This window comes from Streptomyces sp. NPDC048643, from assembly GCF_040650615.1.
Taxonomy (GTDB): Bacteria; Actinomycetota; Actinomycetes; order Streptomycetales; family Streptomycetaceae; genus Streptomyces.
Genome location: NZ_JBEZHO010000002.1, coordinates 130,070 through 152,852 on the forward strand (window position 1 = coordinate 130,070; position 22,783 = coordinate 152,852).

Here is a 22,783-nt window from a genome sequence, read left to right on the forward strand (position 1 = left end):
CGCGACAATCGACCACGCCCGTCACGCCGGTCCGAGTTCAGCGACTGGTTGGACCGGTATCCCCGCCAGGGCCTGCCTCCGTGGAAGCAGGCCCTGCTGCCGGTAGGCGGAGGATCCCCCGGAGGAAGTCGTCGTGCGACGTCCTCCGTGTCCCTCAGCGCTTGTGGCCGTTGCTGTGGCCGCCTGGATGCAGGACCACCTTGGTCCAGCCGTCGTCACGGGCGTCGAAGTGCTCGTAGGCGGCCGGGGCCTCGTCCAGGCCGAGTTCGTGGGAGACGACGAAGCTCGGCGTCGCCGTTCCGCCGGCGATCAAGTCCCGCAGTGCCCGGTTGTACCTCTTCACCGGCGCCTGGCCCGTCCCCATGCGCTGGCCCTTGAACCACATCATCCCGAAGTCGATCGGGACCTTGCCCTGCGCCTCCAGCTCGCCCTGGGCCTCCTCGCCGCCGGGGTCCTGGGGCAGGAACACGCCCACCACACCGATGGCGCCGGTGAACCTGACCGAGTCGATCAGTCCGTTGAGCGTGAGGCTGGCGTCCTCATGCCCCTCGGCGTCGTGTGCCTGGTAGCCGACGCACTCACACCCGTTGTCGGCGCCCAGGCCCAGCGTGGCTTCCTTGACGACCTCCGCCGGATCCTGCTCGGCGGTATTGATCGCGATGGCCCCGATCTCCTCGGCCTTGCGCAGCCGGTCCGGCTGGTGGTCGGCCACCCACACGCGTCCGGCACCCTTGAGGAGAGCGGAGTAGGCCGCCATCAGCCCGACCGGGCCGGCCCCGAAGACGATCGTCTGGTCGCCCGGTTTGACATCGGCCATCTCGGTGGCGTGATAGCCGGTGGGGAAGATGTCGGCGAGCATCACGTAGTCGGTCTGCCGCTCGGCGGCGTCCTCACCCAGACGCAGCGCGTTGAAGTCGCCGTAGGGCACACGCAGCAGCTCGGCCTGGCCGCCCTGATAGGGGCCCATGTCGGCGAATCCGTAGGCCGCTCCGGCCAGCGCCGGTTCCGGCTGCATGGTCAGGCAGTAGTTGGTCAGGCCCCGCTCGCACTGCTTGCAGAAGCCGCAGGCGATGTTGAAGGGCAGGACCACGTACTGGCCGACCTGGACCTTGCGGACGGCCGAACCGACTTCCACGACCTGGCCCATGTTCTCGTGTCCCAGGGTGCGGCCGGACTCGAACGAGGTGCGGCCCTCGTACATGTGCAGATCCGAACCGCAGATGTTGGTGGAGGTGATCTTGACGATGATGTCGCAGGGGTGCTCGATCCTCGCGTCCGGTACGTCCTTCACCGTGACCGTTCGCGGACCTTCGTATATTGCTGCCTTCATGATGTTCCCTAGATGCCGCGGCCCGGCCGCGGCACAGCGGTGATCAAGTGGACGCGCAGCACCGGCACCAGCGAGCCGTTGCGACGGGGCCGTGGTTACGGCGCGCCTCCGGTAGCCGTTCGCCGGTTCAGGCAGAGCGGCTTTGTCGCCGCCGGGCCGCCCGGCAGAACCCGGCGCACCGGCGGCATATCAGTCGGGTAGCCGCCGCTCCTTGCGCGAAACAGCATGCACTGATCGATCAGCGGAATCTTCCGGTTCCCGCGGGACACCAGCTATTCCTGGTTCTGCACCATGTTCCGACGTTCCTGCTCGCGCTTGGAATAGGCGGCGGCCCGGATCGCCTCGTCGCTTTCCAAGCCTGAGCCCAGGGCACCGCCTACCGTGGCGGTCGAAGCGACGAACCACGACAACGTCAGATACTCCGTGGCATCCAGCGGGGCCCGTGTCATGGAGGCGAACACCCGGTCGTTGAGGATGAACAGCGCCCACACCAAGTTGATGACGATCAAACCGATATAGCAGACGAGCACCCCGATACCTACGGTCACGACGGTCGACGTGTTGTAAAGCCTCGCTCTCAGCTTCGCTTCCGGCGAGTTCTCCGTCGCCCGGTGCCACAGCTGCGCGTCCACGATCAGCCAGCCGATCATGAGGGCGATGGATCCGACCGTGGCGATTACGAGGCGCGGCGCGCTCAACGCTTCCGCCAGGCTCCAGACAGTTGAATTCACCGTCGCCACGGCTCCGGTGGCGAGGGCGGCCGCCAGCGCTTTCGACAGACCCGGCACCAACCGCCACGGCCGGTTGGCGCGGACCATGCCCGCCAGCAACCTCACATATCCGCGTGGCCCACTGACGACGTATCGAAGATCAGCGCTCTCGTCCTCACCGACCGGGCCTGGATGGATGGGTGTGAGCCGGCCGGCGAATGCTGCCTTGGACGGCTGCCTCCGCTGTCGTTCCGCAACGCCGGTGGCGCGCGGCTCTGCCAGGGCGATCACGGTTTCTTCCACGGCTCGCCTGGCCTTGGTCCGCAGCCGGAAACCCCCCAGCGCAGGCAGCGAAAGCAGGGCCAGCCCATGCACGTGATCCACATTAATGACGAGCTTGCGCCCCTGGGCGTGCAGAGGGAGGTCGGTGAGGGCCACCACGATGTCCCAGCCTTCCTCGTTCGCGCGGCCCATGATCCGGCCCATCAAGGTGGACGGGTCCTCGCACTCTGCGGTGAAGGGCTCACTGGCAACCTTGACCTCGAACCGTCGCCCCTTTCCGGCCTTGTCGGCGAGCCGGGCCGGAAGCATCCGGGCCATGCGCCGCGCAATCTCCGTCGGCGCGTCCGGATCCGCCAGCAGAGCCACGACCGTCACACCCTCGGACGACATTCTGTGGCCCCTTTCCCTTCGGCTGCGCTCGCCAGCGCAAGTACCCCAAACGAGCAGGATGGCCCCGGCGGCGGCATTCACGCCTCGTGACACGCGCGCACCAGCAGGTGCACGCAAGCTGCGGGCAGAATCCTCGTCCTCGTCCTCGTCCTCCGGCAACATGGCAGCGTCCCACCGGCACGCGGTCACCCAGCACCTCGAACAGCCGCCTCGCTGTGCCGTTCGATGATGGGCAGTTCGGCGACATCCACCTCGTCCGGATCGGGCCACTCCGACGCGTTCAGAGGATGCCGGGTCGGCCGACTCGGAGGCAGCTGCTCGACGCCGGTGCGCGAACCGGGCGTGTCGGGGTTGAGTACGAAGACCCCGTTCCACCGCCCGCGCAGTGGGGCGTCGCGTGCCGGTCGTGCGGCAGGTCGTCGTGATGACAGGCGGCAGCCGGCCCCGTCCTACCGCCACCAGCGGCCTGCGGGTCGGCGACACGCGAAGACCGGGGGCAGTCCGGGCCGTGGCGGCCGCCCTCAGGTGGCTGCCGACAGGCTCTCTGCCGAGCGCTGTGCGTGGCGCAGCATCGTCTCGATGTCGAGGGGATCGCTGTCGGTTGCCTGCTGATCAGGCCTGTCTCTGGGTATCGGGTGTTCTGTCGCGGTGGCCGTAGTGCTCTGGCTCATGAGAGCCCCTCCTTGAATCAGCTCATCGTCCCGCCTGCCCCCTATCGCGCCAGGAAGGCACCAGTTGGAGGGACGTCGTGAAGACCCGGCGCCCAGTGAACGTCCCCGGCCCAAGGCGCCGAACCAGAGCTGAGCCGATCGGCCTGTTCCTGCCGAGGTGGGTCGTAGAGGACCGGCCCTGACTCCGGCGGCCCTGCCAGGGCTGGGGCCGGTCGCGGCCGCCGGACGCGACCGTGATGGCGCGGCCGGTGCGTCACCGCTGGGCGGTCGGATGCGCGACCGCGGCATATCCGGAATGTGAGGTACCGCGTGTTGTGGGCGTCCGGCGGGGAAGACGGGTGCCTCACGCCGTGATCACCAGGATCAGGCGCCGGCTGAGGGCGTAGCACGGCTCTCGGGGAGTGGGTGTGATGCGAGGGATGGGACGTCTTGCGGCTGTGGCGGCGACGGGCATGTGCGCGTTGAGTCTGGCGGCGTGCGGCGGCAGTGACGACGACTCGTTCAAGGGGAAGTCTGCCGACGAGGTGGCCGCTCAGGCGGTCAAGGCGACGCGGCAGGCGGACTCGATGCACCTCAAGGGCAGCGCGCGACAGGAGGGCGGAGAATCGCTGGCGCTCGACATCGCGGTCGACAGCGAGAAGAACTGTGAAGGCACGATCAAGCAGCAGGGTGCGACGGCGCAGGTACGGCACAGGAGCGCGACGCTCTATCTCAAGGGCGACGAGAAGTACTGGCAGAACAGCCTGAAGCAGCAGGAGAGCGCGGACAAGATAGTGCCCAAGGTCGCCGGTAGGTGGGTGAAGATGCCTGCCGGGGACGACCAGTTGAGCGGGCTGTGCGACAAGCAGGGCTTGCTGGCCGCCCTGGACGAGGACAAGTCCGAGCGCAAGGGCATGTCCAAGAGCGGCAGCACGTCGGTGGACGGCGCCCCGGCGGTGAAGCTGACCAAGAAATCGGACGGCAAGACTCTGACGATGTACGTGGCCTCCGAGGGGAAGCCCTACATCCTCAAGGTGACCACCACCGGCGGCTCCGAGCCCGAGTCGACGACGTTCAGCGACTACAACAAGCCCGTCAAGCCCGAACAGCCGCCCGCCGGCGAGACCGTCGACCTCAAACAGCTCGCCGCCCGGTAGCCACAGGGGCCGGCCGGGACGGGCATTTCGCGGGGCACCCCGGGGTGCCCCGCGTGGGTCCTTTCAGACGGGCGAGGTGGCGCCGAGCATCTTTGACCGCGCCGAGTTCCAGTACGAACTCGGGGACCGGAAACGGGGGGCGGGAATGTCGGCGCGGCGGGTTACTGGACGCGTCGCGCTGACGTGCGCGTGCAGGCACTGGATGCCGCAGGTGTCGCCGACGCCACTCGATGACACCTCCCAGGGGTGCTTCTTCGGCAGGCCGGGGCGGAGTGGGGGCCGTCTGGCAGCGGACCACGCGGGTATCCGCTGAAGTGAGGCGAGCTGGACGACCGCGCAAGGGGAGGCAGCGTCATGCAGAGGGCCGAGAGGCGCATCGTGAAGGACGGCCGGGTGCGGGCGGAGGAGGGGGCGAGGGAGAGCTGGGCGAAGCGAAACCGGCGAGGCAATGGTGGCTCTACGGACTCCTGCTGGCCGCCTACTGGGTGGCCCGGAGTCTGTCCAGGGGTTACTCCCCGCTGGTGACCTGGATCGGGGTGGTCCCGGCCTTTGTGCTGGGAGCGGCAGCGCTCGTGATGCGCCGTCGCAGGGAGGCTCGAGCCATCGGCGGCGGCATCGACATGGACGATCTTCCCGAGCTGGAGAAGATGGTGACGCGCCGCCAGGTGCCTGAAGATGTCACCCAGCGGCGGCAAGCACTCGCTCTCGTGCACTGGCGTCAGCACAGGTCCCGTAGGACGTGGCCGTTCGGCCTGGCCGCCGTGACCGTCGTCTACCTCGCCTTGGGAATCGTTCTCGCCCTGGCGGGTCATCGGGCCGCCGGTATCGTCTTCGCGGTCCTCGGGCTCCTCGTCATCGGCGGCGGAGGCTACCTACTCGTGCGGTTCGGGCAACGCCGCATGGAGCGGTACGAAGCCCAACTCGGTGCCGCCCACTGACCTCCGGTCCAGACGCTGCCGGAGACCTGTAACCCCATAGCCGCGTGCTCGTCGAGGCGGCCACCCGAGCCTCCTCGCGTGAGCACTGCGGCGGAGTGACGCGAGGACCCGCGGGGAGGTAAAGGCCACGTGGCCGGCCTGACCCCGAGTGCCCCGCTCTGTAGCTCCCTGACCGGCCCATCAGCATCTGCTGCTCGGATTCGGGTCTGCCGGGCCGTCGGGGATGCCGGCCTCTATGGCACCTGGCGCCGACGACGCTGACCACACCGCGCCCGACGCGCCGTGGGGCCGGCCGGTCAGAGGGCCGGCTCCGGAAGCTCTCCGGGCTCGACCACGACGACCTCGACTCGGGTGCAGCCGACCGATTTCAACGCGCGTCGGCGCTTGGTGGCCGCGCGCTTGTCGTATCGGCCGGCCGCGGCCTGGGGCACACCGTCCAGGTCGGTCCACGTCAGGCTGTAACGGTGCTTCGTGGGCTTCATGCGGTCATCCTCTCCGGCGCCGGGCTGCCGCAGACGAGTTCGTGGTCCGTTCGACGCAGCAGCTTCACACGTCTGCCCCCGCGGTGGAAGACCATCCGAGTGGGTTGCGGCGTCCGAAGGGCGTTTTGCGAAGGGTGGAGTATCAGCGCATGTCAGTGATGAGGATGAGGGGGCGGCATCAGGCGGTGAGGATTCCGGCCCTCACGTTCTGGGGCTTCACTGTTCGCGTATTGGGCCTGCGCGTCAGGTAGAGGCACACGGCAGCCTACGATCCGATGGTCCGCATGAAGCGGCCTAGTCTTGATTCAAGATCACATGCGTTGTGCGGTACGTCATCGACCCGGCGCCAGGCCGCCTCATCATCGATCTGCCCCAGAGCTGATCACGCCGGTGAAGGCAGGCTGATCTGTTCCCATAGCAGTCGAGCGGTAGCTGTGAACCGCCTAAGAAATAGATAAGTCCGCATGAGTGAAGATCGGGCTGCAGGGCACACGAGGTTCCGGAGGTTGATAACTATGGTTCCCATTCTTCTTGTTCTTCTGCTGGCCCTGATCCTCTTCGGTGCTGGTTTCGCACTCAAGGCCCTGTGGTGGATCGCCGTCATCGTGCTGATCGTGTGGGTCCTGGGCTTCGTGATCCGCCCGACGGCAAGCGGCGGCAAGCGCGGCCGCTGGTACCGCTGGTAGACGGCCTGAACAGCATCACGGACAGGGGTGGGGCCCGACGCTTCGACGTCGGGCCCCACCCCTGTCCCGCCCTCGGTGACCGCAGGCGATGCGGGTGATTCCTCCGGTTCGGGGTAGCCGGAGGCGGCCGTGACGCGAGGACCCATGGCCCTCCAGCACGACGCCTCAGGCCATCCACTACTTTCACAGCACGCATACGTGTGAGCCCAAGAAGCCTGGGGACCCGAATTACTGACTGAACGTCACCGAATATCGATGACACTCAACAAGTTCACAGTTCTCCTGTGAGCGGCAACGCATTCTTTTGCGAGGGAGCCGTTTTATGAGTGACAACATCTGGGGTTACCAGCCGACCACGGGCTACACCGCGGGCACCGACCTGACCGGATTCAAGGTCGAGGCCACCGACGGCAGCATCGGCAAGGTCGACAAGCACTCGGACGACGTCGACTCCTCCTACCTCGTCGTCGACACCGGCATATGGATCTTCGGCAAGCACGTCCTGCTCCCGGCCGGCACGGTGCAGTCGGTCGACCTCGACGAGCACAAGATCCACGTCGCTCTCACCAAGGACCAGATCAAGGACTCCCCCGAGTTCGCAAAGGACAAGCACCTCGGCGATGCCGACTACCACGAGCGGGTCGGCGGCTACTACCACAGCATGCGCACGATCTGACCCCACAGCAGCTCGCGCGGCAGCGGGCGGATGAGTGGAGAACGTGCGCTCATCCGCCCGCTGCCGCGTGAGCGCGATGCCAGGATCAGGGACGCTCCCTGCGTGCCTGGGAGTCGCCGAGGTCGTTGGACAGGCCGCCGCGCGCCGGATCCGGCTTCACCCTTCGGAAGCGTGCGGCGAGAGGGCCCGGTCCGCGCTCTGGTATCGGGCCCTCACCCATGTGGCCGGGGTGGCAGTACCCCGGGCTGAGCGGAAGTGGCGGCCCGGTCTTGACCCACCTGAGTTCCGGGCCGCCCACTCCGCCTTTCAGGCGGCGAGCGCCTGAGGGAGCGTGGAGTAGCAGCGGATGATCGTGTCGAGGCCGACGATCTCGACAACCCGCTTCACCGGCGCGCTCAGGGCGGCCATCCGCAGGCCGCCGTCGGCGGCCGCGGCATCACGGTGTGCCGCGGCCAGCACGCTGATGGCGCTGGAGTCCATGAAGGTGACGTCGCCGAGATCAAGGACCGTCTGCGAGGGGATCCCGTCGTCGGCCCGGAGGGCCTGGCGCAGAATGTCTGCGTTGTCGGCGTCGAGCTCACCGGACAGGGCCAGGACACGCATACCCGCGGTGTCGGTCCGGGTGATCGACAGGCGGGCGGGCTGGTCGGCTGTGTCGTGCATGGGTGCCATGTGCCCTTCAACGATCCACTGCGATACAGGTCAGCGCCGCCCCTGGGGGAAGGCGTCGTACATCATACGGGTGCCGTGATCGCTTGGTGGTTGCTCCGGGTAGCCGGCGGGGCCGGCGCGCACGGTACGGGGAGGGGTACTGGCAGGGACACGGAAGTGGGCCGGTACGGATGAATCACCCGGATACGTTGGCGGCGCACGCTGGCACGGAGGTGCCGCTGGAGACGTCCCTCGCCCTGGACGACGACGGCTCCCTCATCTCCCATGGGGCCGCAGCTGCACCGGCCGGGCACGGCGCGCACACCCCCTCCCTACTCGGCCAGGAATGGATGGACCCACAGGGAGAACCGCAGCGTTCACTCTCGGTGGTCGAGTCGTTGCCTCGAGAACCGGAAGGCGGGTGCGAGCATCGTGGTGCGCATGCACGCCGGTCTGCAGGAACGGCAGACACCGGGCACGTAGAGCCGAAGATTGGACGTGGGAGAACTATGACGCATCCCGAGAACGAGGGTCCCGCCGACGGCGGAGCGGAGGGGACGCCGGGCGTCCACGACGGCGGAGCCGATGGCGGAGCCGACGGCGGCGCGGAGGGTCCCGCCGACGGCGGAGCGGAAGGCACCCCCGGCACCCACGACGGCGGAGCTGACGGCGGAGCCGACGGAGGAGCGGACCGCTCTTGAGGTCTTGGCGATCTGAGCTTCAGGGCGTCCGCGCGGATGGGGTGGGCGCCCTGGAGTCTCGTCTGACCCGGTTGAGCCGTGAGGTGTTTGCCCAGGACGTCTGGGGCCGTACGCCGCTGCTGACCCGGGAGGCGAGTGACTTTCGCGATCTGTTCTCGGCGGCAGCGGTGGACGAACTGGTCTCACGCCGAGGTCTTCGTACGCCGTTCCTCCGTGTCGCCAAAGACGGTGCGACGCTTCCTGAGTCGTCCTTCACCTCACCCGCAGGGGTCGGTGCCACTGTCGCCGACCAGCTGGACGACACCGCGTTGTGGCGTGCGTTCGCCGAGGGGGCCACCCTCGTGTTGCAGGCACTGCACCGTACCTGGGAGCCGATTGCCGACCTGGCGTCCACGCTCAGCGAAGAGCTGGGGCATCCCGTGCAGGCCAACGCGTACGTGACTCCCCCGCAGAGTTGCGGATTCGACGCCCACTACGACGTGCACGACGTGTTCATCCTGCAGGTCGAGGGATCCAAACGGTGGATCATTCACGAGCCCGTCGTGCCCGATCCGCTGCGCAATGAGCCGTGGACCGATCACCGCAAGGCCGTCGCCGACGCGGCCGCCGAAAACAAGGCGCACCTGGACACGGTGCTGAACCCCGGTGACGTTCTCTATCTGCCGCGCGGCTGGCTGCACTCCGCGCAGGCCCGAGGTGACGTCTCGATTCACGTGACTCTCGGAGTTCATATCTGGACTCGCCACGCGCTGGCGGAGCAGCTCACTCGAGCTGCCCTTGCCGCACTTCGGGATGATGCGACGGCACGCCGCAGCCTGCCGCTCGGAGCAGACCAGCTGGACGCCGAACTGGACCTCATCCGTACCCGGCTGCTCGCGGCCGTGGCAGAGGCCGATGCGAGGCCGCTCTACCACCGGGCCAGGCGAGGTCAGGGGCGCCCTGCTCCTCTGGGCCCCCTGGCCCAGCTGGCAGCCCTCCAAAATCTCGACCCCATCTCAACGACGATGCGACTCCGGGACGCGCTGGAGCCACGATGGGAGGGCCGGCGGTTGGTCACGCGCGCGGGCTGGCTCGACTTTGCGGAGGCCGAAGTCCCGCTGGTGTCACGGCTACTCGGCGGCCAGCACTGCACGGCCGACGACCTCGGTGTCGCACTCGCCGAGCGGCTGCTCCGGGCCGGCGTGCTGGTACCAGCGGAACGTTGACCGACAACCAGCGCTTCTTCTGCGCAGACGCTGCCCGCTCCCGAAACGACCCGCTGGCGGGCACCGCGCCCCACGGTACGGTCTGGGTCCTGATCGAGCGTCGGCACGGATGGCCCGTCCACGGCTTCGACGGCCTTGCCCTCGATCCCCGGATCAAGGCGCTCGTGTCCAGGGCCGCTCAACAGGCCCGGGCCCGGATCCTTCTCATCAGACGCCCCGGAAGTCGTCCGTTTGTCGGCGGCAACCGTTGGGCGGTACTTCGCCACGACGCGAACGGTGCGCTGCTGCAGGAGTGGGGGACCTGGCACCACGACGTTGATCTGGCGCAGATCGTGCCGGCGCTTGAGGCCGGAGGGCAACCGAACCTGCCGCCCGTTATTTTGGTCTGCGCCCACGGCCTACGTGACACGTGCTGCGCGGTGCGCGGGCGGCCGGTGGGACGGGTGTTGAGCGCGTTGTGGCCCGACCTGGTGTGGGAATGCTCCCACGTGGGTGGCGACCGGTTCGCGCCCAATGTCGTGGTCGTTCCCGATGGTGTCTACTACGGCGGTCTCGACGCACTCGCGTCGGTCACCGTCGTGGAGGAGCACCTGGCCGATCGAATCCGCGCCGACCATCTTCGTGGCTACACCGACCTCACCCCGCCGCAACAGGCAGCCGTCATCGCAATCCTCAGGCGATTCGGTCCGGCAGGCAGAAACGATTACAGGATCCGCAGATCAGTCCGGCACGACAGAGGCTGGCTCATCCAGATCGTCGGCCGCCCACCACACCCTCCAGCGCTCAGGGTCGAGGTGTCACCCCACTCCACACCCCCGAGACAGCTGACGTGTCGGGGGCCGGCCAACAGTTCGGCCATCGAATACAGAGTGACGTCGATTCGCACCGTGCCACGATTCGACACCGAGTAGCCGGAGTTCCCGCCAGTACCGCCTTCGGGTCAGGGCACAGAACGCGATGCCGTTGCCTACGAGCGGCGCCTGGGCCGGCATCTCCCAGCCGAGGCGCGACAGGCACCGCCCCTCCACACGCCACGGCAAGTACATCGTTTGAGGAACCCAGAAAGACGCTTTGTAGGCCGCAGTGGTCGGCTACTCGCCGGTGGCGCCGTCGATGGCCTCGCGGAGGAGATCCGCGTGGCCGACGTGGCGGGCGTACTCCTCGATCACGTGCGCAAGGACGAACCGCACGTCGGTCTCACCGAATTCCGGGTTCGGCACGATGCGCGCGAGATCGACGGTCACCCTCGCGAACACCTGCCTCGACTCCTCGCAGGCTTTCAGGTAGTCCTCGTAGACCTCCCTCACCGGCGTGGCGTCCGACTCGTCGTACCATTCGCCGCCGTCAGCGGTGACATAGGTCCCATAGGGGAAGAAGCGAGGCGCTGTACCCGCCAACGTCCGCTGGAACCAAGCGCGTTCGACCCCCTGCAGATGGCGCATGAGTCCGAGCAGGGTCAATGCCGACGACTCCACGGCGCGGAGCCGCAGTTGTGCGTCCGAGAGTCCCTCGCACTTCCACAGGAAGGTCGACCGGTGGTAGTCGAGATTCGAGGCGATCACCTCCAACCAGGGGCCCGATACCGCCCGCTCGGGCCGAACGATCCTCTGGACGACAAAGTCGCTCACGCGGGGTCTCCCTGCTGGGCATCAGTCATGGCCGAGTTGGTACCTACCCACGATCCGAGACCGAGCAGCGTCTCTACGGTGCCTCGGGGGTACGTCCGACCAGGGGGACCTCTCTTCGTCTACTGAGTCTGCCGAAAAAAAGGGGGCGCCTGACCAGGTGTTTCACCTGTCAGGCGCCCTCCCCTGAGCGTATCGATCCAGATACCGCGCTCGTCCTCGCCGCACTCATGACCGTTTTGCTGCGCCTCCGTCGGTCACGAATGTCGAGCCGAGGAGGGCGAGGGAGTCGGCGTCGGTACTGCCCGGCTCGGCAGTACCGATCAGGAGGTGCTGACCGGGCGTGCTCTGGACGTCGAAGGACTGGTACGTGAGGGTGAACCGGCCCACGGCCGGGTGGTTGAAGGTCTTGGGCCGCAGGCCGAGCGAACGGACGGCGTGGCTGCGCCACATCTGCTCGAACTCGTCGCTGCTGCTGCGCAGTTCCTTGATCGTGGCGGCCATCCGGGGATCGTCCGGATGGTGTCCGGCAGCGAGGCGCAGGGCTTCGACCGAGCATTGCGCGACGCTCTGCCAGTCCGCGTAGAGCTCTCGGGCTGCGGGATCCAGGAACAGGGAACGCAGTACTTGGCGGCGGTCTGCCAGTGGCGAGAGAAGGGCATCGGCCAGGGCGTTGGCCGCGAGCACTTCGAGGCGTCGGTTGACGATGTACGCGACTGCGGTGGGGAAGACGTCCATGAGCCGGAGCAGCGCGGGCTCCACCTCGTCCGGCGCGTCCGTGGCCTCGGGGCCGGGCAGGAGGCCCGCGAGGCGGTAGGCGTGCCAGTGGCCGTCGGCGTTCAGACGCAGCGCTCGCGAGATCGCGTCGATGACCTGGCCGGAGGGGCTGCGTTCGCGCCCCTGCTCAAGCCTCGCGTAGTAGTCGGCGCTCACCCCCGCGAGAACGGCGACCTCCTCGCGGCGCAGCCCGGTGACTCTCCGCTGTCCGTAGGTCGCCAGGCCCACGTCTGCGGGCTTCACGAGGGAGCGCCGCGCTTGCAGGAACTCGCCCAGTCCGTACCCGCTCATGGATCGATCGTACGCGGCCCGTTCCTGGGAGTGCCGCACCCAGGAAGCCTCGCCCTGCCTTGCCCTCGGGATCACGGCCATGATCAAAACCTGTGTGGACGACCACCTGACCCGGTCTCCGTGCCTGGTCCCGGCTTCTCCGAAGGGTTTCTCATGACCGTCTCTCCCGTTCCCGTAGGCAAGGTCGTTCTGATCACCGGGGCGAGCAGCGGTATCGGTGAGGCGACGGCCCGGCGGCTGGCCGCGTCGGGGCACCGGGTGCTCCTCGGTGCCCGGCGGACGGACCGGATCGCCGCCCTCGCCGAGGACATCCGGGGCGGCGGCGGGACAGCCGACCACCGAGCGTTGGACGTGACCAGCCTGGACAGCGTGCGGGCCTTCGCGCGGGCCGCGCACGACACGTTCGGCGCGGTGGACGTCCTGGTCAACAACGCCGGCGTGATGCCGCTTTCTCCCCTGGACAGGCTGAAGGTCGACGAGTGGAACCGCATGATCGACGTGAACCTGCGCGGCGTGCTGCACGGCATCGCCGCCGTGCTCCCTCTCATGCGCGCGCAGGGATCCGGCCACATCGTGAACATCGCCTCGGTGTCCGGGCACCGCGTCGATCCCACCGCCTCGGTCTACAGCGCGACCAAGTTCGCCGTCCGGGCCCTGTCCGAGGGCCTGCGGCAGGAGAGCCGCGATCTGCGGGTGACCGTCGTCAGCCCGGGCCTGACCCGTAGCGAACTGGCCGAGGGGATCAGCGACACGGCCGTGCGCGCGGCCACCCGGGACCTGATGGACATCGCGATGCCCGCCGCGGCGATCGGTGCGGCAATCGACTACGCCATCGCCCAGCCGGCGGAGGTCGACGTCAGCGAGATCGTCGTCCGGCCCACCGCCCAGGGCTGAGGCGACGGACCACGGAGACGGGTCATGGTGACGAAACAGCAGGTGGAAGTGTGGGTAGAGGGATACGTGCGGGCCTGGTCCTCCAACAACAGGAAGGACATCACCGCCCTCTTCTCCCCGAAGGCCGAGTATCACGAGTGGCCCTACGCGACCGACTGGGTGGGCCGTGAGGAGATCGTCGAAGGCTGGCTCGGCCGGGCGGGGTGGCAGGAGGGGGGCTGGCAGTTCGAGTGGTCCCTCCTCGCGATCAACGGGGACACCGCGGCCATCGAAGGCACCGGGCGCTACACGGAACTGGGCACCTTCGCCAACCTGTGGACCGTGACCTTCGACGGCCACGGGAAATGCGCTGTTTTCCGCATGTGGAACAACGAGGTCTGACGGCCGGAAACGCCGACGCGCTCGGTGGCGATGCCCGCCGGCACATGCGGCGCAACGAGGACACGGCCCGCCGCATTGGCCTGGTCGGACTACATCCCGCCCCAGCGCGCCAGGCCCCGGATGGCCGCCGTGCGTCCCCGGTCGGGCACGGTCCACAGGGTCTGGCCCCGGAGTCCCCACCGTTCGAGCAGAGCGTTGGCGGCCAGGAAGCCACTCGTCGCCGCGCGTTCCATCAGCGCCACGGGCAGGTCGGTGCGGACGAGGTCGCCGGCCACCACGAGGCGCGGATCGCAGGTGCGGACGGTGGGACGGTCGGTGTATCCGCCGACCGGGAACAGCGGGCAGTCGGACCGCCACTCATGTCGCTCGTCGACGACCTCGGCGGCACGCGTCTCCGGATAGACGGTGTGCAACTGCTCGAGCAGGCGCTTCTGTTCCACGTCACGATCCGCGTCTTCGGACAGGGCGTAGGCATGCAGTTCCAGCACGGATCCGCCGGTGCGCGCGGCCCATCGGGACGCCTCGCCCTCCCAGCGTTCCAGGACACTGACGTTGTCCAGGCCGCCGAAACCGCTGGTGCCCAAGAAACCCTTCCGGTCGGGGGCGACGGGTGTGTCGAGCCAGAGTCGCGACACGAGGAACGGCGGAGCGTTGCGCAGGCGAGCCACCCGGTCGCGCCAGGGGCCGTCGGCCAGTTCAGGGGATCGCTCGACGACGGATCGAAGGCCCGCCGTGTCCAGAGCGAGCACGGTCGTGTCGTGCCGTACCTCGTCGTCCGCCGTGGCCACCACGAAGCCTCCGTCCGCGGTGGGAGCGATGGTCTCCACGGCGGTGGAGGTGCGGAGGTCGACGCCGTGGCCCTGGAGGTAGCGAGCGAGAGGGTCCCACAAGGCGGCTGGGAACGGCTCGTCCGGAACGTCGAAGAGCAGTCCCTCCGAGGAACCGAGGAAGTAGATGTGGAACATCAACAGCATCTCCGCGGCGGACAGTTCACGGGGGTCGGCGAAGAAGCTGCGGGAGAAGACCTCGAACGCGAGGTGGTGCGCCGCCTGTGGGAAGCCGATCGACTCCAGGAAGTCGTGGGCGCTGACGCGGTCGAAGCGCTCGTAGACCTCGGGGACTCGCACGTCGAGCATGGGCAGCGCTGCGGTCGGGTTCATCCGGGCAAGGTCGCGGACGCGGAAGGTGGGGCTCAGAGCGGCGAATCCGAGCGCGCTCAACGGCGGGGTCCGTGGGACGTGCCGGAAGCTGTCCTGCAGTCCGCTGCTGTGGCGGAGCGGATAGTCGGCGAGCCCGGTCAGGCGGTCCAGTCCGGGGTCTGTCCGGCGCAACAGCCCGCGCAGGTTGTAGTACTGGCGGAAGAAGGCGTGAAAGCCGCGGCTCATCGTGGCGGTGGTGCCGTCGCGCAGATCGACCCGCCATCCGGCGAGGCGTCCCCCGAGGGTAGGTTCACGCTCGTAGAGCGTGACGCGCACCCCCCGCTCGGCCAGGGCGGTGGCGGCTGCGAGTCCGGCGATGCCGCCGCCCACCACAGCGGCCGTCGGCGGGGTGGCACCGTCGAACCGCGGGGCTCCTGGCCGTGGTGTCAGGACGCGGGCTCGCCTGTCTCGGCCCCGCCGGGCCGCCCCTGGTGCCGGTGCGGCCTTCACTGGTCACCCGCCACGCCGGCGACCGCTCGACGGGCGACGAAGGTGTGGGTGATGCCGGTCTGCCATCCCGGTAGGGGCAGGGCTCGTACGAGGTCGAACCCGGCGCCCCTCACGCGGGTGGCGAACTGGTCCGCCGTGTCGAACTCGACCACGCTGCGCCACAGATGGCGGTACAGCTGCCCGTCTCCGAGTGCGGTGGCCACGGGGAGCACGACGCCGCCGCACACCGCGGTCCACATCGCGCGGTGGGCGGGCCGGCCGCTGAGGGTGTACTCGTGCACCGCCATCCGTCCGTGGGGCACGAGCAGGTCGTGGACCGTTGCGAGTACGCCGTCCGGGTCGGCCGCGTTGCGGAAGAGGTAGGCGGCGAACACCGCGTCGAAGGGAGCGTCGACGCCGCTCTCTTCGAGGCGTTCCGCCGGGGCGTGCACGAAGGTGACGTTGCTGGGCCAGCGTTTGGCGGCAGCCCTCTCCAGCATTCCGGCGGAGGCGTCGACCGCCGTGATCCGTGCGTCGGGCAGCAGGGCGGCGAGTGCGGCCGTCGAGGCACCCGTACCGCAGCCCAGGTCCAGTACGCGCAGTCCGCGCCCGCCGTTCCGCAGGCCGAGGCGGCGTACCGAGCGGCGCAACTGCGCGTGATAGCCGGGGTTGGCGGCGGTCAGCACGTCGTAGCTGCGAGCGGCGTGGTCGAACGCCGCGGCCAGGTCCTCGTCGCGCAGCAGGGTCATCGGGTCTCCTTCAACGGCGGACCACGTCCGCGGGGCGGTCATGGCCGGGGAAAGGGGCGGCGGGGCAGGTACGGAAGTTCCGCCGCGGAGCGGAGCATGGGCAGGACGGGAGTACGCATTCCCACGGCGATGTCTTCGTAGAGGTGGGTGCGGCCGTCGAGGAAGCGCAGCAGCCGCTCCATCGGGACCCGGGAGAACAGGCGGGAGAAGAAGGCGGCGCCGTCGACCCGTCCGCTGTCCAGGGCGCGCAGCATGACGGCGTCCATGGCACGGGAGCGGGCGGAGTGGGCGGGAGGCGGCAGTGGTCGCAGCCCCTCCCCCAGTGCCTGGGCGATGGCCCGGGTCTGGCGTTGCGCGGCGGCGAAGGTGTAGCCCGTGGAGGGACGGGTCGCGCCTCCGGCGGCACCGATGCGGAACACGGACGGTGCGGTCTCCCTGGCGAACCGCGCGTCCGTCATGGGGATCACTCCCGTCTCGGTGGCCACGATCTCCAGGTCGCGCAAGCCGAGAACGTCCGTGGTGTAGTGCCGCAGCGCTGCTTCGTAGGCCTGTCGCGCGAGGACGGTGGACGAGAACTCCGTGTACTCCACCAGGGCCTGCTTCCGGTCGATCGGCAGGAGATAGCCGAAGGACAGGCCGTGCGCCGGCTGGGGTGTTCTGAAGTCCATGAGTTCGACCGTGTCGGGGTCGAAGAGCGCCCGGTCGGAGCGGATGAACCAGCCGTGGAAGTGCTGGAGCAGGGTCGTGCGGGCCGCCGGGAGGCTGCCGAGGGGGCGGGAGTCGAAGACCCAGCGGGCACGAATCGTGAGCGGACGACCGTCGGCGGTGCGGGTGTGGACCAGGGCTCCGTCGGTGACGCCTTCCACGGTCTCGGCGGTCGCCTCGACGCGTCGGACGTACTCGCTCCGGGCGAGGTCACGGGAGACGAGGCTCTCGAAGTCTTCCGAGCGGATCATCTTGTACCGCAGCGGCGCGATGTCGTCCACGATCGCCGGGCCACGCGGGGGACGTACGCGCAGCGTCTGCCACGACGCGGTCAGGGCTGCGTCGTAGGGTCCACGATCCCGCTCCCAGAAGCACCACGTACGTGCGGGCGGACGCAACGGGCCGGGTGGAACGTCGACCAGGAGAACCGACACTCCGCGGCTTCCGGGGTTCGGACGCGACAGCCGGTGCGCGAGGGACAGTCCCGCCGCTCCCGCCCCCACGATGGCGACGTCCGCCTCGAACACGTGCCCTCCTTCCCGCCGCGGGTCACCACGCACGATGTCGCCAGCATTCCTGATCGCCGGCCCGTCCGGATGCAGGCAGGGCTGCGCGTCCCGGGAACGGTCGCGCGCCGGCGAGCGGGGGGGCTCCCTCGGTGAGCGGGCGCGGGGAGCGGAGCTCTCTCGGATCGCCGCCCCGGGATGACGCCGTCTCAGTGGTGCGTCCGGACAGGTGAATTGGCGGCATTCGACGCTGTGCCTTTCGTATGGCCCGTCAGGGCGCCGCTGCCCTTTCCATCGGATGGCGCATCCGAGTCCCCGGCCGACGCGGAATGCGTTCAGACAGAGGCCAGGCCTGATCACAGCGAAAGGAACCGGGATGCTCCCCAGTAAGGCGGAGGCCTGCCGGGCGGCCGGCGGAACGCCCGGCCCGCACGGCGCGTCCCGGCAGACCACCGCCGTCGCCGCCCCCACGCGCCCCACCGACTCCGCGGAATCCTGCGGCGGACGCCCGGAGGGTGCCATGCCCACACCCTCACTGCCGCAGCACGGCCACCGTGATCTCCGGGACGTCAGCGGGGACGTCGCCGGGGCCGTGGGACGCGTTCTCGACGAGGTCCTCGCAGATTTCGCCGTGCGCGCAGCCGCTCTCGACCCGGTCTTCGCCCACGACCTGGCGGATCGGGTCGTTCGCTTCACCTCGGAGGGCGGCAAGCGGACCCGGTCCCAGTTCGTGTGGTGGGCACTGCTCGCCTGTGGTGGACAGGGCCGGCACGCGGAGGCCGCCCTGCGGATCGGTGCCGCCCTGGAACTCATCCAGACGTGCGCGCTTGTCCACGACGACGTGATGGACGGTTCCACGATCCGCCGCGGCCGTCCCGCGCTGCACGCGGACGTGGAGGCCCAGTACGCCGACGCAGGCGCCGCGTCCCGCACAGGACGCTTCGGTGAGGCGGCGGCCATCCTTGCCGGCGATCTGGCACTGGCGTGGGCGGACGACGTGATCGCCGACACCCGGCTCGCTCCGGACACCGCTCTCAGGGTGCGCGGCTTGTGGAGCTCGATGCGGATGGAAATGGTGGCCGGGCAGTATCTGGACATCCAGGGCCAGGCCACCTCGTCGCTCTCCCTGGCCCGCGCGATCCGCGCCGCCTGTCTCAAGACCGCCCTGTACTCGGTGGAACGGCCGCTGGCTCTCGGTGCCGCCCTCGCCGGGGCGGACGACGGGACGACCGCGGCTCTCTGCTCGGCGGGCCGGTGCGTCGGCATCGCCTTCCAGTTGCGCGACGACCTCCAGGGCATCTTCGGCACCCCCGAGGCCACCGGCAAGCCCGCGGGCGACGACATCCGGTCGGGTAAGCCGACCTACCTGATCGCGGTGGCACGCGCCAGGGCCGAGACGGCCGGTGATCGCACGGCCCTCGCGGTACTGGACCGCTCCGTCGGCTGCGCGGACCTGTCCGAGCCGGGCCTCGCCGAAGTGCGAGAGGTGCTTGTCTCCACCGGCGCGTACGCGACGGTGGAGGCGAAGATCGGCCGACTGGTCGCCCAGGGCATGCGCCATCTGGACGGCGCGGTGTTCGAACCGGATGGGTTTCACTCCCTGCGCGCTCTCCTCCGCTCCGCCGCGGCTCCGCTGCCGGCCCGGCCACCGCGGCCCGGCTCTCCGGGCTCCCTCGGGTCCCGGGACGACGCGTGTGCAGACCTGCTGATCAGCGCGGGCCCCGAGGAGGCGACCCGATGACCAGGAGGATTCCGGGCCGCACGGATCACGTCGTGGTCGTCGGGGCGGGGCTCTCCGGACTGTCCGCGGCCCTCCATCTTCTGGGAGCCGGCCGCAGCGTCACCGTGATCGAACGCGAACCGCTTCCGGGCGGTCGCGCGGGACGTCTGGTCCGGGGCGGGTACCGGATGGACACCGGTCCCACCGTGCTGACCATGCCCGACCTCGCGGACGAGGCGTTCGCCGCCGTCGGCGACCGTCTCCACAAGCGCGTCGATCTCATCCCCCTCCACCCCGCCTACCGGGCCCGGTTCGCCGACGGCAGCGCCATCGACGTGCACACCGACGCCCAGGCCATGGAAGCGGAGGTCGAACGCTTCGCCGGAGCCGATGAGGCCGCAGGCTACCGGCGGCTGCGCACCTGGCTCGAGCGGCTCTACCGGGCCCAGATGCGCCACTTCATCGACACCAACTTCGACTCTCCCCTCCAGCTTCTGACCCCCGACCTGGCCCGGCTCGCGGCGCTCGGGGGATTCGGCACGCTGGACCGGCGCATCGGCCACTTTCTGCGTGACGAGCGGCTGCGCCGTGTGTTCTCCTTCCAGGCCCTCTACGCGGGCGTTCCCCCGGCACGGGCCCTGGCCGCCTATGCCGTCATCGCCTACATGGACACCGTCGCCGGCGTGTACTTCCCCCGCGGCGGCATGCACGCGGTTCCCCAGGCCATGGCCGACGCAGCCGCCGAAGCGGGCGCCGATCTTCGCTTCGGGCAGGACGTCACGCGGCTGGAGCGCTCCGGCGACCGGGTCACCGCCGTCGTGACCGCCGACGACCGCATTCCGTGCGACGCCGTGGTCCTCACGCCGGACCTGCCCGTCTCCTACCGGCTCCTCGGCCGTACGCCACGACGACCGATCCGGATCCGGAACTCGCCGTCGGCCGTCGTCCTGCACGCGGGCACCGACCGCACCTGGCCCGGGCTCGCCCACCACACGTTGTCGTTCGGCGCGAAGTGGAGCCGCACGTTCGAGGAACTGACGCGAACCGGCGACCTGATGAGCGATCCGTCCCTGCTCATCACCCGGCCCACCGCCACGGACCCCGACCTCGCGCCGCCCGGCCGCCACCTGCACTACATTCTCGCGCCCTGCCCGAACACGGACATCGGCCCGGACGCGGCGGAGTGGGGTGACCTGGCCCCGCGCTACCGCGAGAGCATCCTGAAGGAACTGGAACAGCGCGGCCTGGACGGCATCGGCTCGGCGATCGAGGAAGAGTGCCTGGTGACACCCGCCGACTGGCAGGCCCAGGGTCACGTGGCGGGCACCCCCTTCTCCGCGGCTCACACCTTCGGGCAGACGGGGCCGTTCCGCCCCCGGAACCTCGTACGCGGCACCGAGAACGCCGTGCTCGCGGGCTGCGGCACCACACCGGGTGTCGGCGTACCGACGGTCCTGCTGTCCGGCAAGCTCGCCGCCGCCCGTGTCACCGGGCTCACGAACCCTCCGTCCCGCAGCCGACGCAGTCCGTCGGCCACGACCAAAGGTGCCCCCTCATGACGGACCGTGAACTCGACGCGGCGGGCATCACCGACCCTGCCCTGCGGGACGCCTACAGTCGCTGCCGCACGCTCAACGCCCGCCACGGCAAGACGTACTTCCTCGCCACCCGTCTCCTGCCGGTCGAACGCCGGCCGGCCGTCCACGCTCTGTACGGCTTCGCCCGCTGGGCGGACGACATCGTCGACTCCCTGGCCGCTCCCCTCGACGCGGACAGCCGCTCGAAGGACCTCGCCGACCTCCAGTCGCGCCTCGAACGCGGGCTGCTCGACGGGAAGGGCACTGATCCGGTCGTCCTGGCGCTGGCCGACACGGCACGGCGTTACGACATCGACCACCGGCACTTCAGCGACTTCATGGCATCCATGCGCAGTGACCTGCACGTCACCGACTACCCGACCTTCGACGATCTACAGACCTACATGTACGGCTCCGCCGCCGTCATCGGGCTGCAGATGCTTCCGGTTCTCGGCACGGTGGTCCCCCGCGAGGAGGCGGCACCTCCCGCGGCCGCCCTGGGAGTCGCCTTCCAGATGACGAACTTCCTCCGGGACGTGGGCGAGGACCTCGATCGCGGCCGGGTGTACCTGCCCGCCGACCTGCTGCAAGTCCACGGTGTCGACCGGGAGTTCCTGCTCTGGAGCAGGAAGACCGGTCGCAGTGACCGGCGCGTCGTCGAGGCGTTGCGAGCCTTCGAAGACCTCACCCGCGCCGTCTACCGCGAGGCGGTGCGCGGGCTCGCCATGCTCGACCCCGTGTCCCGCCCGTGCATCCGGACGGCGTTCGTTCTGTACGGAGGGATCCTGGACGCGATCGCGGCGGACGGGTACGCCGTGCTGCACCGCCGCGCCGCGGTGACCCGGCCGAGGCGCGCGGCGGTCGCTCTCGACGGCCTGGTGCGGGTGATGGCGGCCCGGGCCACACAGCGTGCGAGCACGCGTCCCCATGTGGTCCACACGCCGGACCGCACGCCTTCCGAACGGCGCGAGCCCGCGTCCGAGGTCCAGAAGGAGATCGCGTGAGTGCGGACCGATCCTCCCGGCGCGGGCGCGTTCCGCTGTCCCTGCGCAGGCGCCCGGTGCCCTGGGCGCGGCAGCGACCGACCTGGCGCGAGGCACGGCCCAACGTGATCGCCCAGGCGCTCAAGCGCTCCCAGGCCCGGCCGTCGGGCAACTGGTACGTCGTGGGCGCCACCCGGGGCATCCGTGACGACCGTCCCCTGGCCCGTACCGTCGCCGGCCATGAGGTCGTCGTCTGGCGGGACGCCGAGGGCCGGCTCGTCGCCGGGCCCGGAGTCTGTCCCCACCTCGGCGCACCGCTGCGGAACAGCCCGGTGCACTGCGGCACGCTCGTGTGTCACTGGCACGGACTCGCCCTCGAAGGAGCGGCCTTCGCGGGCTGGGAACCGCTCCCGGTCCACGACGACGGTGTCCTGGTGTGGGTCCGGCTGGACGAGGTCGGCGGTGAGACGCCCACGAGCGCGCCGGTGGTGCCGGTCAGGCCCACCCTGTCGGACGCGGTCTCGGCCGTCTACGAGAGCACGGGGACCTGCGAGCCCGAAGACATCGTCGCGAACCGGCTGGATCCGTGGCACGGCGCCTGGTTCCACCCGTACTCGTTCGTGGATCTGACGGTGGTCGACGCACCGGACGCCGCGACGACGGACGCACAGGTCGACGACGGCTTCGCCGTCGACGTCTCCTTCAAGGTCGCCGGGCGGCTCGTCGTCCCCGTGCGGGCCGTGTTCACCGCGCCGGAACCGCGGACGGTCGTCATGCACATCACGGAGGGCGAGGGGCGGGGCTCCGTCGTGGAAACCCACGCCACTCCCCTCGGCCCGGACGAACACGGCAGGCCGCGGACGGCCGTCATCGAAACGATCATGGCTGTGTCGGACCGCCGCGGTTTCGCCGCCGTGCGCACGACCGCACCCGTGCTGCGGCCGCTGATGCGGGCAGCGGCCGGACGGCTGTGGCGCGACGACCTGGCATACGCCGAACGCCGTTGGGAACTGCGCTCGACGGGCCGCTTTCCGGGCTGACGCGCTCCGCCATCGCGGTGATCGAATGCTGATTCCTGGAGATGCCGAG

23 protein-coding genes are annotated in these 22,783 nt (G+C 69.6%); 13 read left to right on the forward strand and 10 right to left on the reverse strand.

The window, feature by feature from the left end; all coding sequences use genetic code 11:
• Positions 1–154: 154 nt before the first annotated feature.
• The 3 genes from AB0C62_RS02445 to AB0C62_RS02455 form a co-directional block, all read right to left on the reverse strand.
• Entirely contained in the window at positions 155–1,330 is a 1,176-nt protein-coding gene (locus AB0C62_RS02445) for a glutathione-independent formaldehyde dehydrogenase (protein ID WP_362969224.1), read from the reverse strand.
• A 272-nt stretch (positions 1,331–1,602) separates the two neighbouring features.
• On the reverse strand, positions 1,603–2,712 hold the full coding sequence (locus tag AB0C62_RS02450) for a hypothetical protein (protein WP_362969225.1): 1,110 nt from the start codon (positions 2,710–2,712) through the stop codon (positions 1,603–1,605).
• A gap of 521 nt (positions 2,713–3,233) precedes the next feature.
• Positions 3,234–3,383 carry a hypothetical protein gene (locus AB0C62_RS02455; protein ID WP_362969226.1) on the reverse strand — a complete coding sequence of 50 codons (150 nt, stop codon included), beginning with the start codon at positions 3,381–3,383 and terminating at the stop codon, positions 3,234–3,236.
• 419 nt (positions 3,384–3,802) lie between these two features.
• Here AB0C62_RS02455 and AB0C62_RS02460 point away from each other — a divergent pair, with 419 nt between their 5' ends.
• Together AB0C62_RS02460 and AB0C62_RS02465 are read left to right on the forward strand one after the other, a co-directional pair.
• Positions 3,803–4,519 (forward strand): hypothetical protein, encoded by a 717-nt coding sequence (locus tag AB0C62_RS02460; protein ID WP_362969227.1) that lies wholly within the window; start codon positions 3,803–3,805, stop codon positions 4,517–4,519.
• A 521-nt stretch (positions 4,520–5,040) separates the two neighbouring features.
• A complete protein-coding gene (locus tag AB0C62_RS02465) occupies positions 5,041–5,457 on the forward strand; it encodes a hypothetical protein (RefSeq protein WP_362969228.1) in 417 nt (138 codons plus the stop codon).
• Positions 5,458–5,753: 296 nt separating this feature from the next.
• On the opposite strand, the gene AB0C62_RS02470 is transcribed toward AB0C62_RS02465, so the two are convergent.
• Positions 5,754–5,939 (reverse strand): hypothetical protein, encoded by a 186-nt coding sequence (locus AB0C62_RS02470; RefSeq protein ID WP_362969229.1) that lies wholly within the window; start codon positions 5,937–5,939, stop codon positions 5,754–5,756.
• A 515-nt stretch (positions 5,940–6,454) separates the two neighbouring features.
• Between AB0C62_RS02470 and AB0C62_RS02475 the strand changes: the two genes are divergently transcribed.
• Complete coding sequence (locus AB0C62_RS02475; protein ID WP_067385923.1) at positions 6,455–6,625, forward strand: hydrophobic protein; 171 nt, start codon at positions 6,455–6,457, stop codon at positions 6,623–6,625.
• Between the two features lie 322 nt (positions 6,626–6,947).
• Positions 6,948–7,301, forward strand: a complete 354-nt coding sequence (locus AB0C62_RS02480; RefSeq protein ID WP_362969230.1) for a PRC-barrel domain-containing protein — start codon at positions 6,948–6,950, stop codon at positions 7,299–7,301.
• A 306-nt stretch (positions 7,302–7,607) separates the two neighbouring features.
• Here the strand turns inward: AB0C62_RS02480 and AB0C62_RS02485 are convergent, their stop codons facing one another.
• Entirely contained in the window at positions 7,608–7,964 is a 357-nt protein-coding gene (locus AB0C62_RS02485) for an STAS domain-containing protein (protein WP_362969231.1), read from the reverse strand.
• 497 nt (positions 7,965–8,461) lie between these two features.
• On the opposite strand from AB0C62_RS02485, the gene AB0C62_RS02490 reads away from it, so the two are divergent.
• From AB0C62_RS02490 to AB0C62_RS02500, 3 genes are read left to right on the forward strand one after another with little or no spacing between them, the layout of a single operon-like run.
• Positions 8,462–8,653 (forward strand): hypothetical protein, encoded by a 192-nt coding sequence (locus AB0C62_RS02490; protein WP_362969232.1) that lies wholly within the window; start codon positions 8,462–8,464, stop codon positions 8,651–8,653.
• A complete protein-coding gene (locus AB0C62_RS02495) occupies positions 8,650–9,858 on the forward strand; it encodes a cupin domain-containing protein (RefSeq protein ID WP_362969233.1) in 1,209 nt (402 codons plus the stop codon). Before AB0C62_RS02490 ends, AB0C62_RS02495 begins: the two co-directional genes overlap by 4 nt.
• The gene (locus AB0C62_RS02500) at positions 9,855–10,769 is read left to right on the forward strand and encodes a sucrase ferredoxin (protein ID WP_362969234.1); all 915 of its coding nucleotides are present in this window, start codon (positions 9,855–9,857) and stop codon (positions 10,767–10,769) included. Before AB0C62_RS02495 ends, AB0C62_RS02500 begins: the two co-directional genes overlap by 4 nt.
• Before the next feature lie 180 nt (positions 10,770–10,949).
• Here the strand turns inward: AB0C62_RS02500 and AB0C62_RS02505 are convergent, their stop codons facing one another.
• The gene (locus tag AB0C62_RS02505; protein WP_362969235.1) at positions 10,950–11,486 is read right to left on the reverse strand and encodes a DinB family protein; all 537 of its coding nucleotides are present in this window, start codon (positions 11,484–11,486) and stop codon (positions 10,950–10,952) included.
• Between the two features lie 225 nt (positions 11,487–11,711).
• The gene (locus AB0C62_RS02510; protein WP_362969236.1) at positions 11,712–12,551 is read right to left on the reverse strand and encodes a helix-turn-helix domain-containing protein; all 840 of its coding nucleotides are present in this window, start codon (positions 12,549–12,551) and stop codon (positions 11,712–11,714) included.
• A 153-nt stretch (positions 12,552–12,704) separates the two neighbouring features.
• Between AB0C62_RS02510 and AB0C62_RS02515 the strand changes: the two genes are divergently transcribed.
• Together AB0C62_RS02515 and AB0C62_RS02520 are read left to right on the forward strand one after the other, a co-directional pair.
• The gene (locus tag AB0C62_RS02515; RefSeq protein ID WP_362969237.1) at positions 12,705–13,445 is read left to right on the forward strand and encodes an SDR family oxidoreductase; all 741 of its coding nucleotides are present in this window, start codon (positions 12,705–12,707) and stop codon (positions 13,443–13,445) included.
• A 24-nt stretch (positions 13,446–13,469) separates the two neighbouring features.
• Entirely contained in the window at positions 13,470–13,826 is a 357-nt protein-coding gene (locus AB0C62_RS02520; protein ID WP_362969238.1) for a nuclear transport factor 2 family protein, read from the forward strand.
• 89 nt (positions 13,827–13,915) lie between these two features.
• Here AB0C62_RS02520 and AB0C62_RS02525 read toward each other — a convergent pair whose 3' ends face one another.
• From AB0C62_RS02525 to AB0C62_RS02535, 3 genes are read right to left on the reverse strand one after another with little or no spacing between them, the layout of a single operon-like run.
• The gene (locus AB0C62_RS02525) at positions 13,916–15,475 is read right to left on the reverse strand and encodes an FAD-dependent oxidoreductase (protein WP_362969239.1); all 1,560 of its coding nucleotides are present in this window, start codon (positions 15,473–15,475) and stop codon (positions 13,916–13,918) included.
• Entirely contained in the window at positions 15,472–16,203 is a 732-nt protein-coding gene (locus AB0C62_RS02530; RefSeq protein ID WP_362969240.1) for a methyltransferase domain-containing protein, read from the reverse strand. Before AB0C62_RS02530 ends, AB0C62_RS02525 begins: the two co-directional genes overlap by 4 nt.
• A gap of 38 nt (positions 16,204–16,241) precedes the next feature.
• Positions 16,242–17,435: a lycopene cyclase family protein gene (locus AB0C62_RS02535; protein ID WP_362969241.1), complete on the reverse strand. Its 1,194-nt coding sequence runs from the start codon at positions 17,433–17,435 to the stop codon at positions 16,242–16,244.
• A gap of 499 nt (positions 17,436–17,934) precedes the next feature.
• Between AB0C62_RS02535 and AB0C62_RS02540 the strand changes: the two genes are divergently transcribed.
• Genes AB0C62_RS02540 through AB0C62_RS02555 form a run of 4 tightly spaced genes read left to right on the forward strand, consistent with a single transcriptional unit; the run spans position 17,935 to position 22,734 of the window.
• A complete protein-coding gene (locus AB0C62_RS02540; protein WP_362969462.1) occupies positions 17,935–19,155 on the forward strand; it encodes a polyprenyl synthetase family protein in 1,221 nt (406 codons plus the stop codon).
• Positions 19,152–20,693 (forward strand): phytoene desaturase, encoded by a 1,542-nt coding sequence (locus tag AB0C62_RS02545; protein WP_362969242.1) that lies wholly within the window; start codon positions 19,152–19,154, stop codon positions 20,691–20,693. Before AB0C62_RS02540 ends, AB0C62_RS02545 begins: the two co-directional genes overlap by 4 nt.
• A complete protein-coding gene (locus AB0C62_RS02550) occupies positions 20,690–21,715 on the forward strand; it encodes a phytoene/squalene synthase family protein (RefSeq protein WP_362969243.1) in 1,026 nt (341 codons plus the stop codon). The genes AB0C62_RS02545 and AB0C62_RS02550 overlap by 4 nt, the downstream gene beginning before the upstream one ends.
• Positions 21,712–22,734 (forward strand): DUF5914 domain-containing protein, encoded by a 1,023-nt coding sequence (locus AB0C62_RS02555; RefSeq protein WP_362969244.1) that lies wholly within the window; start codon positions 21,712–21,714, stop codon positions 22,732–22,734. Before AB0C62_RS02550 ends, AB0C62_RS02555 begins: the two co-directional genes overlap by 4 nt.
• Positions 22,735–22,783: the final 49 nt, after the last annotated feature.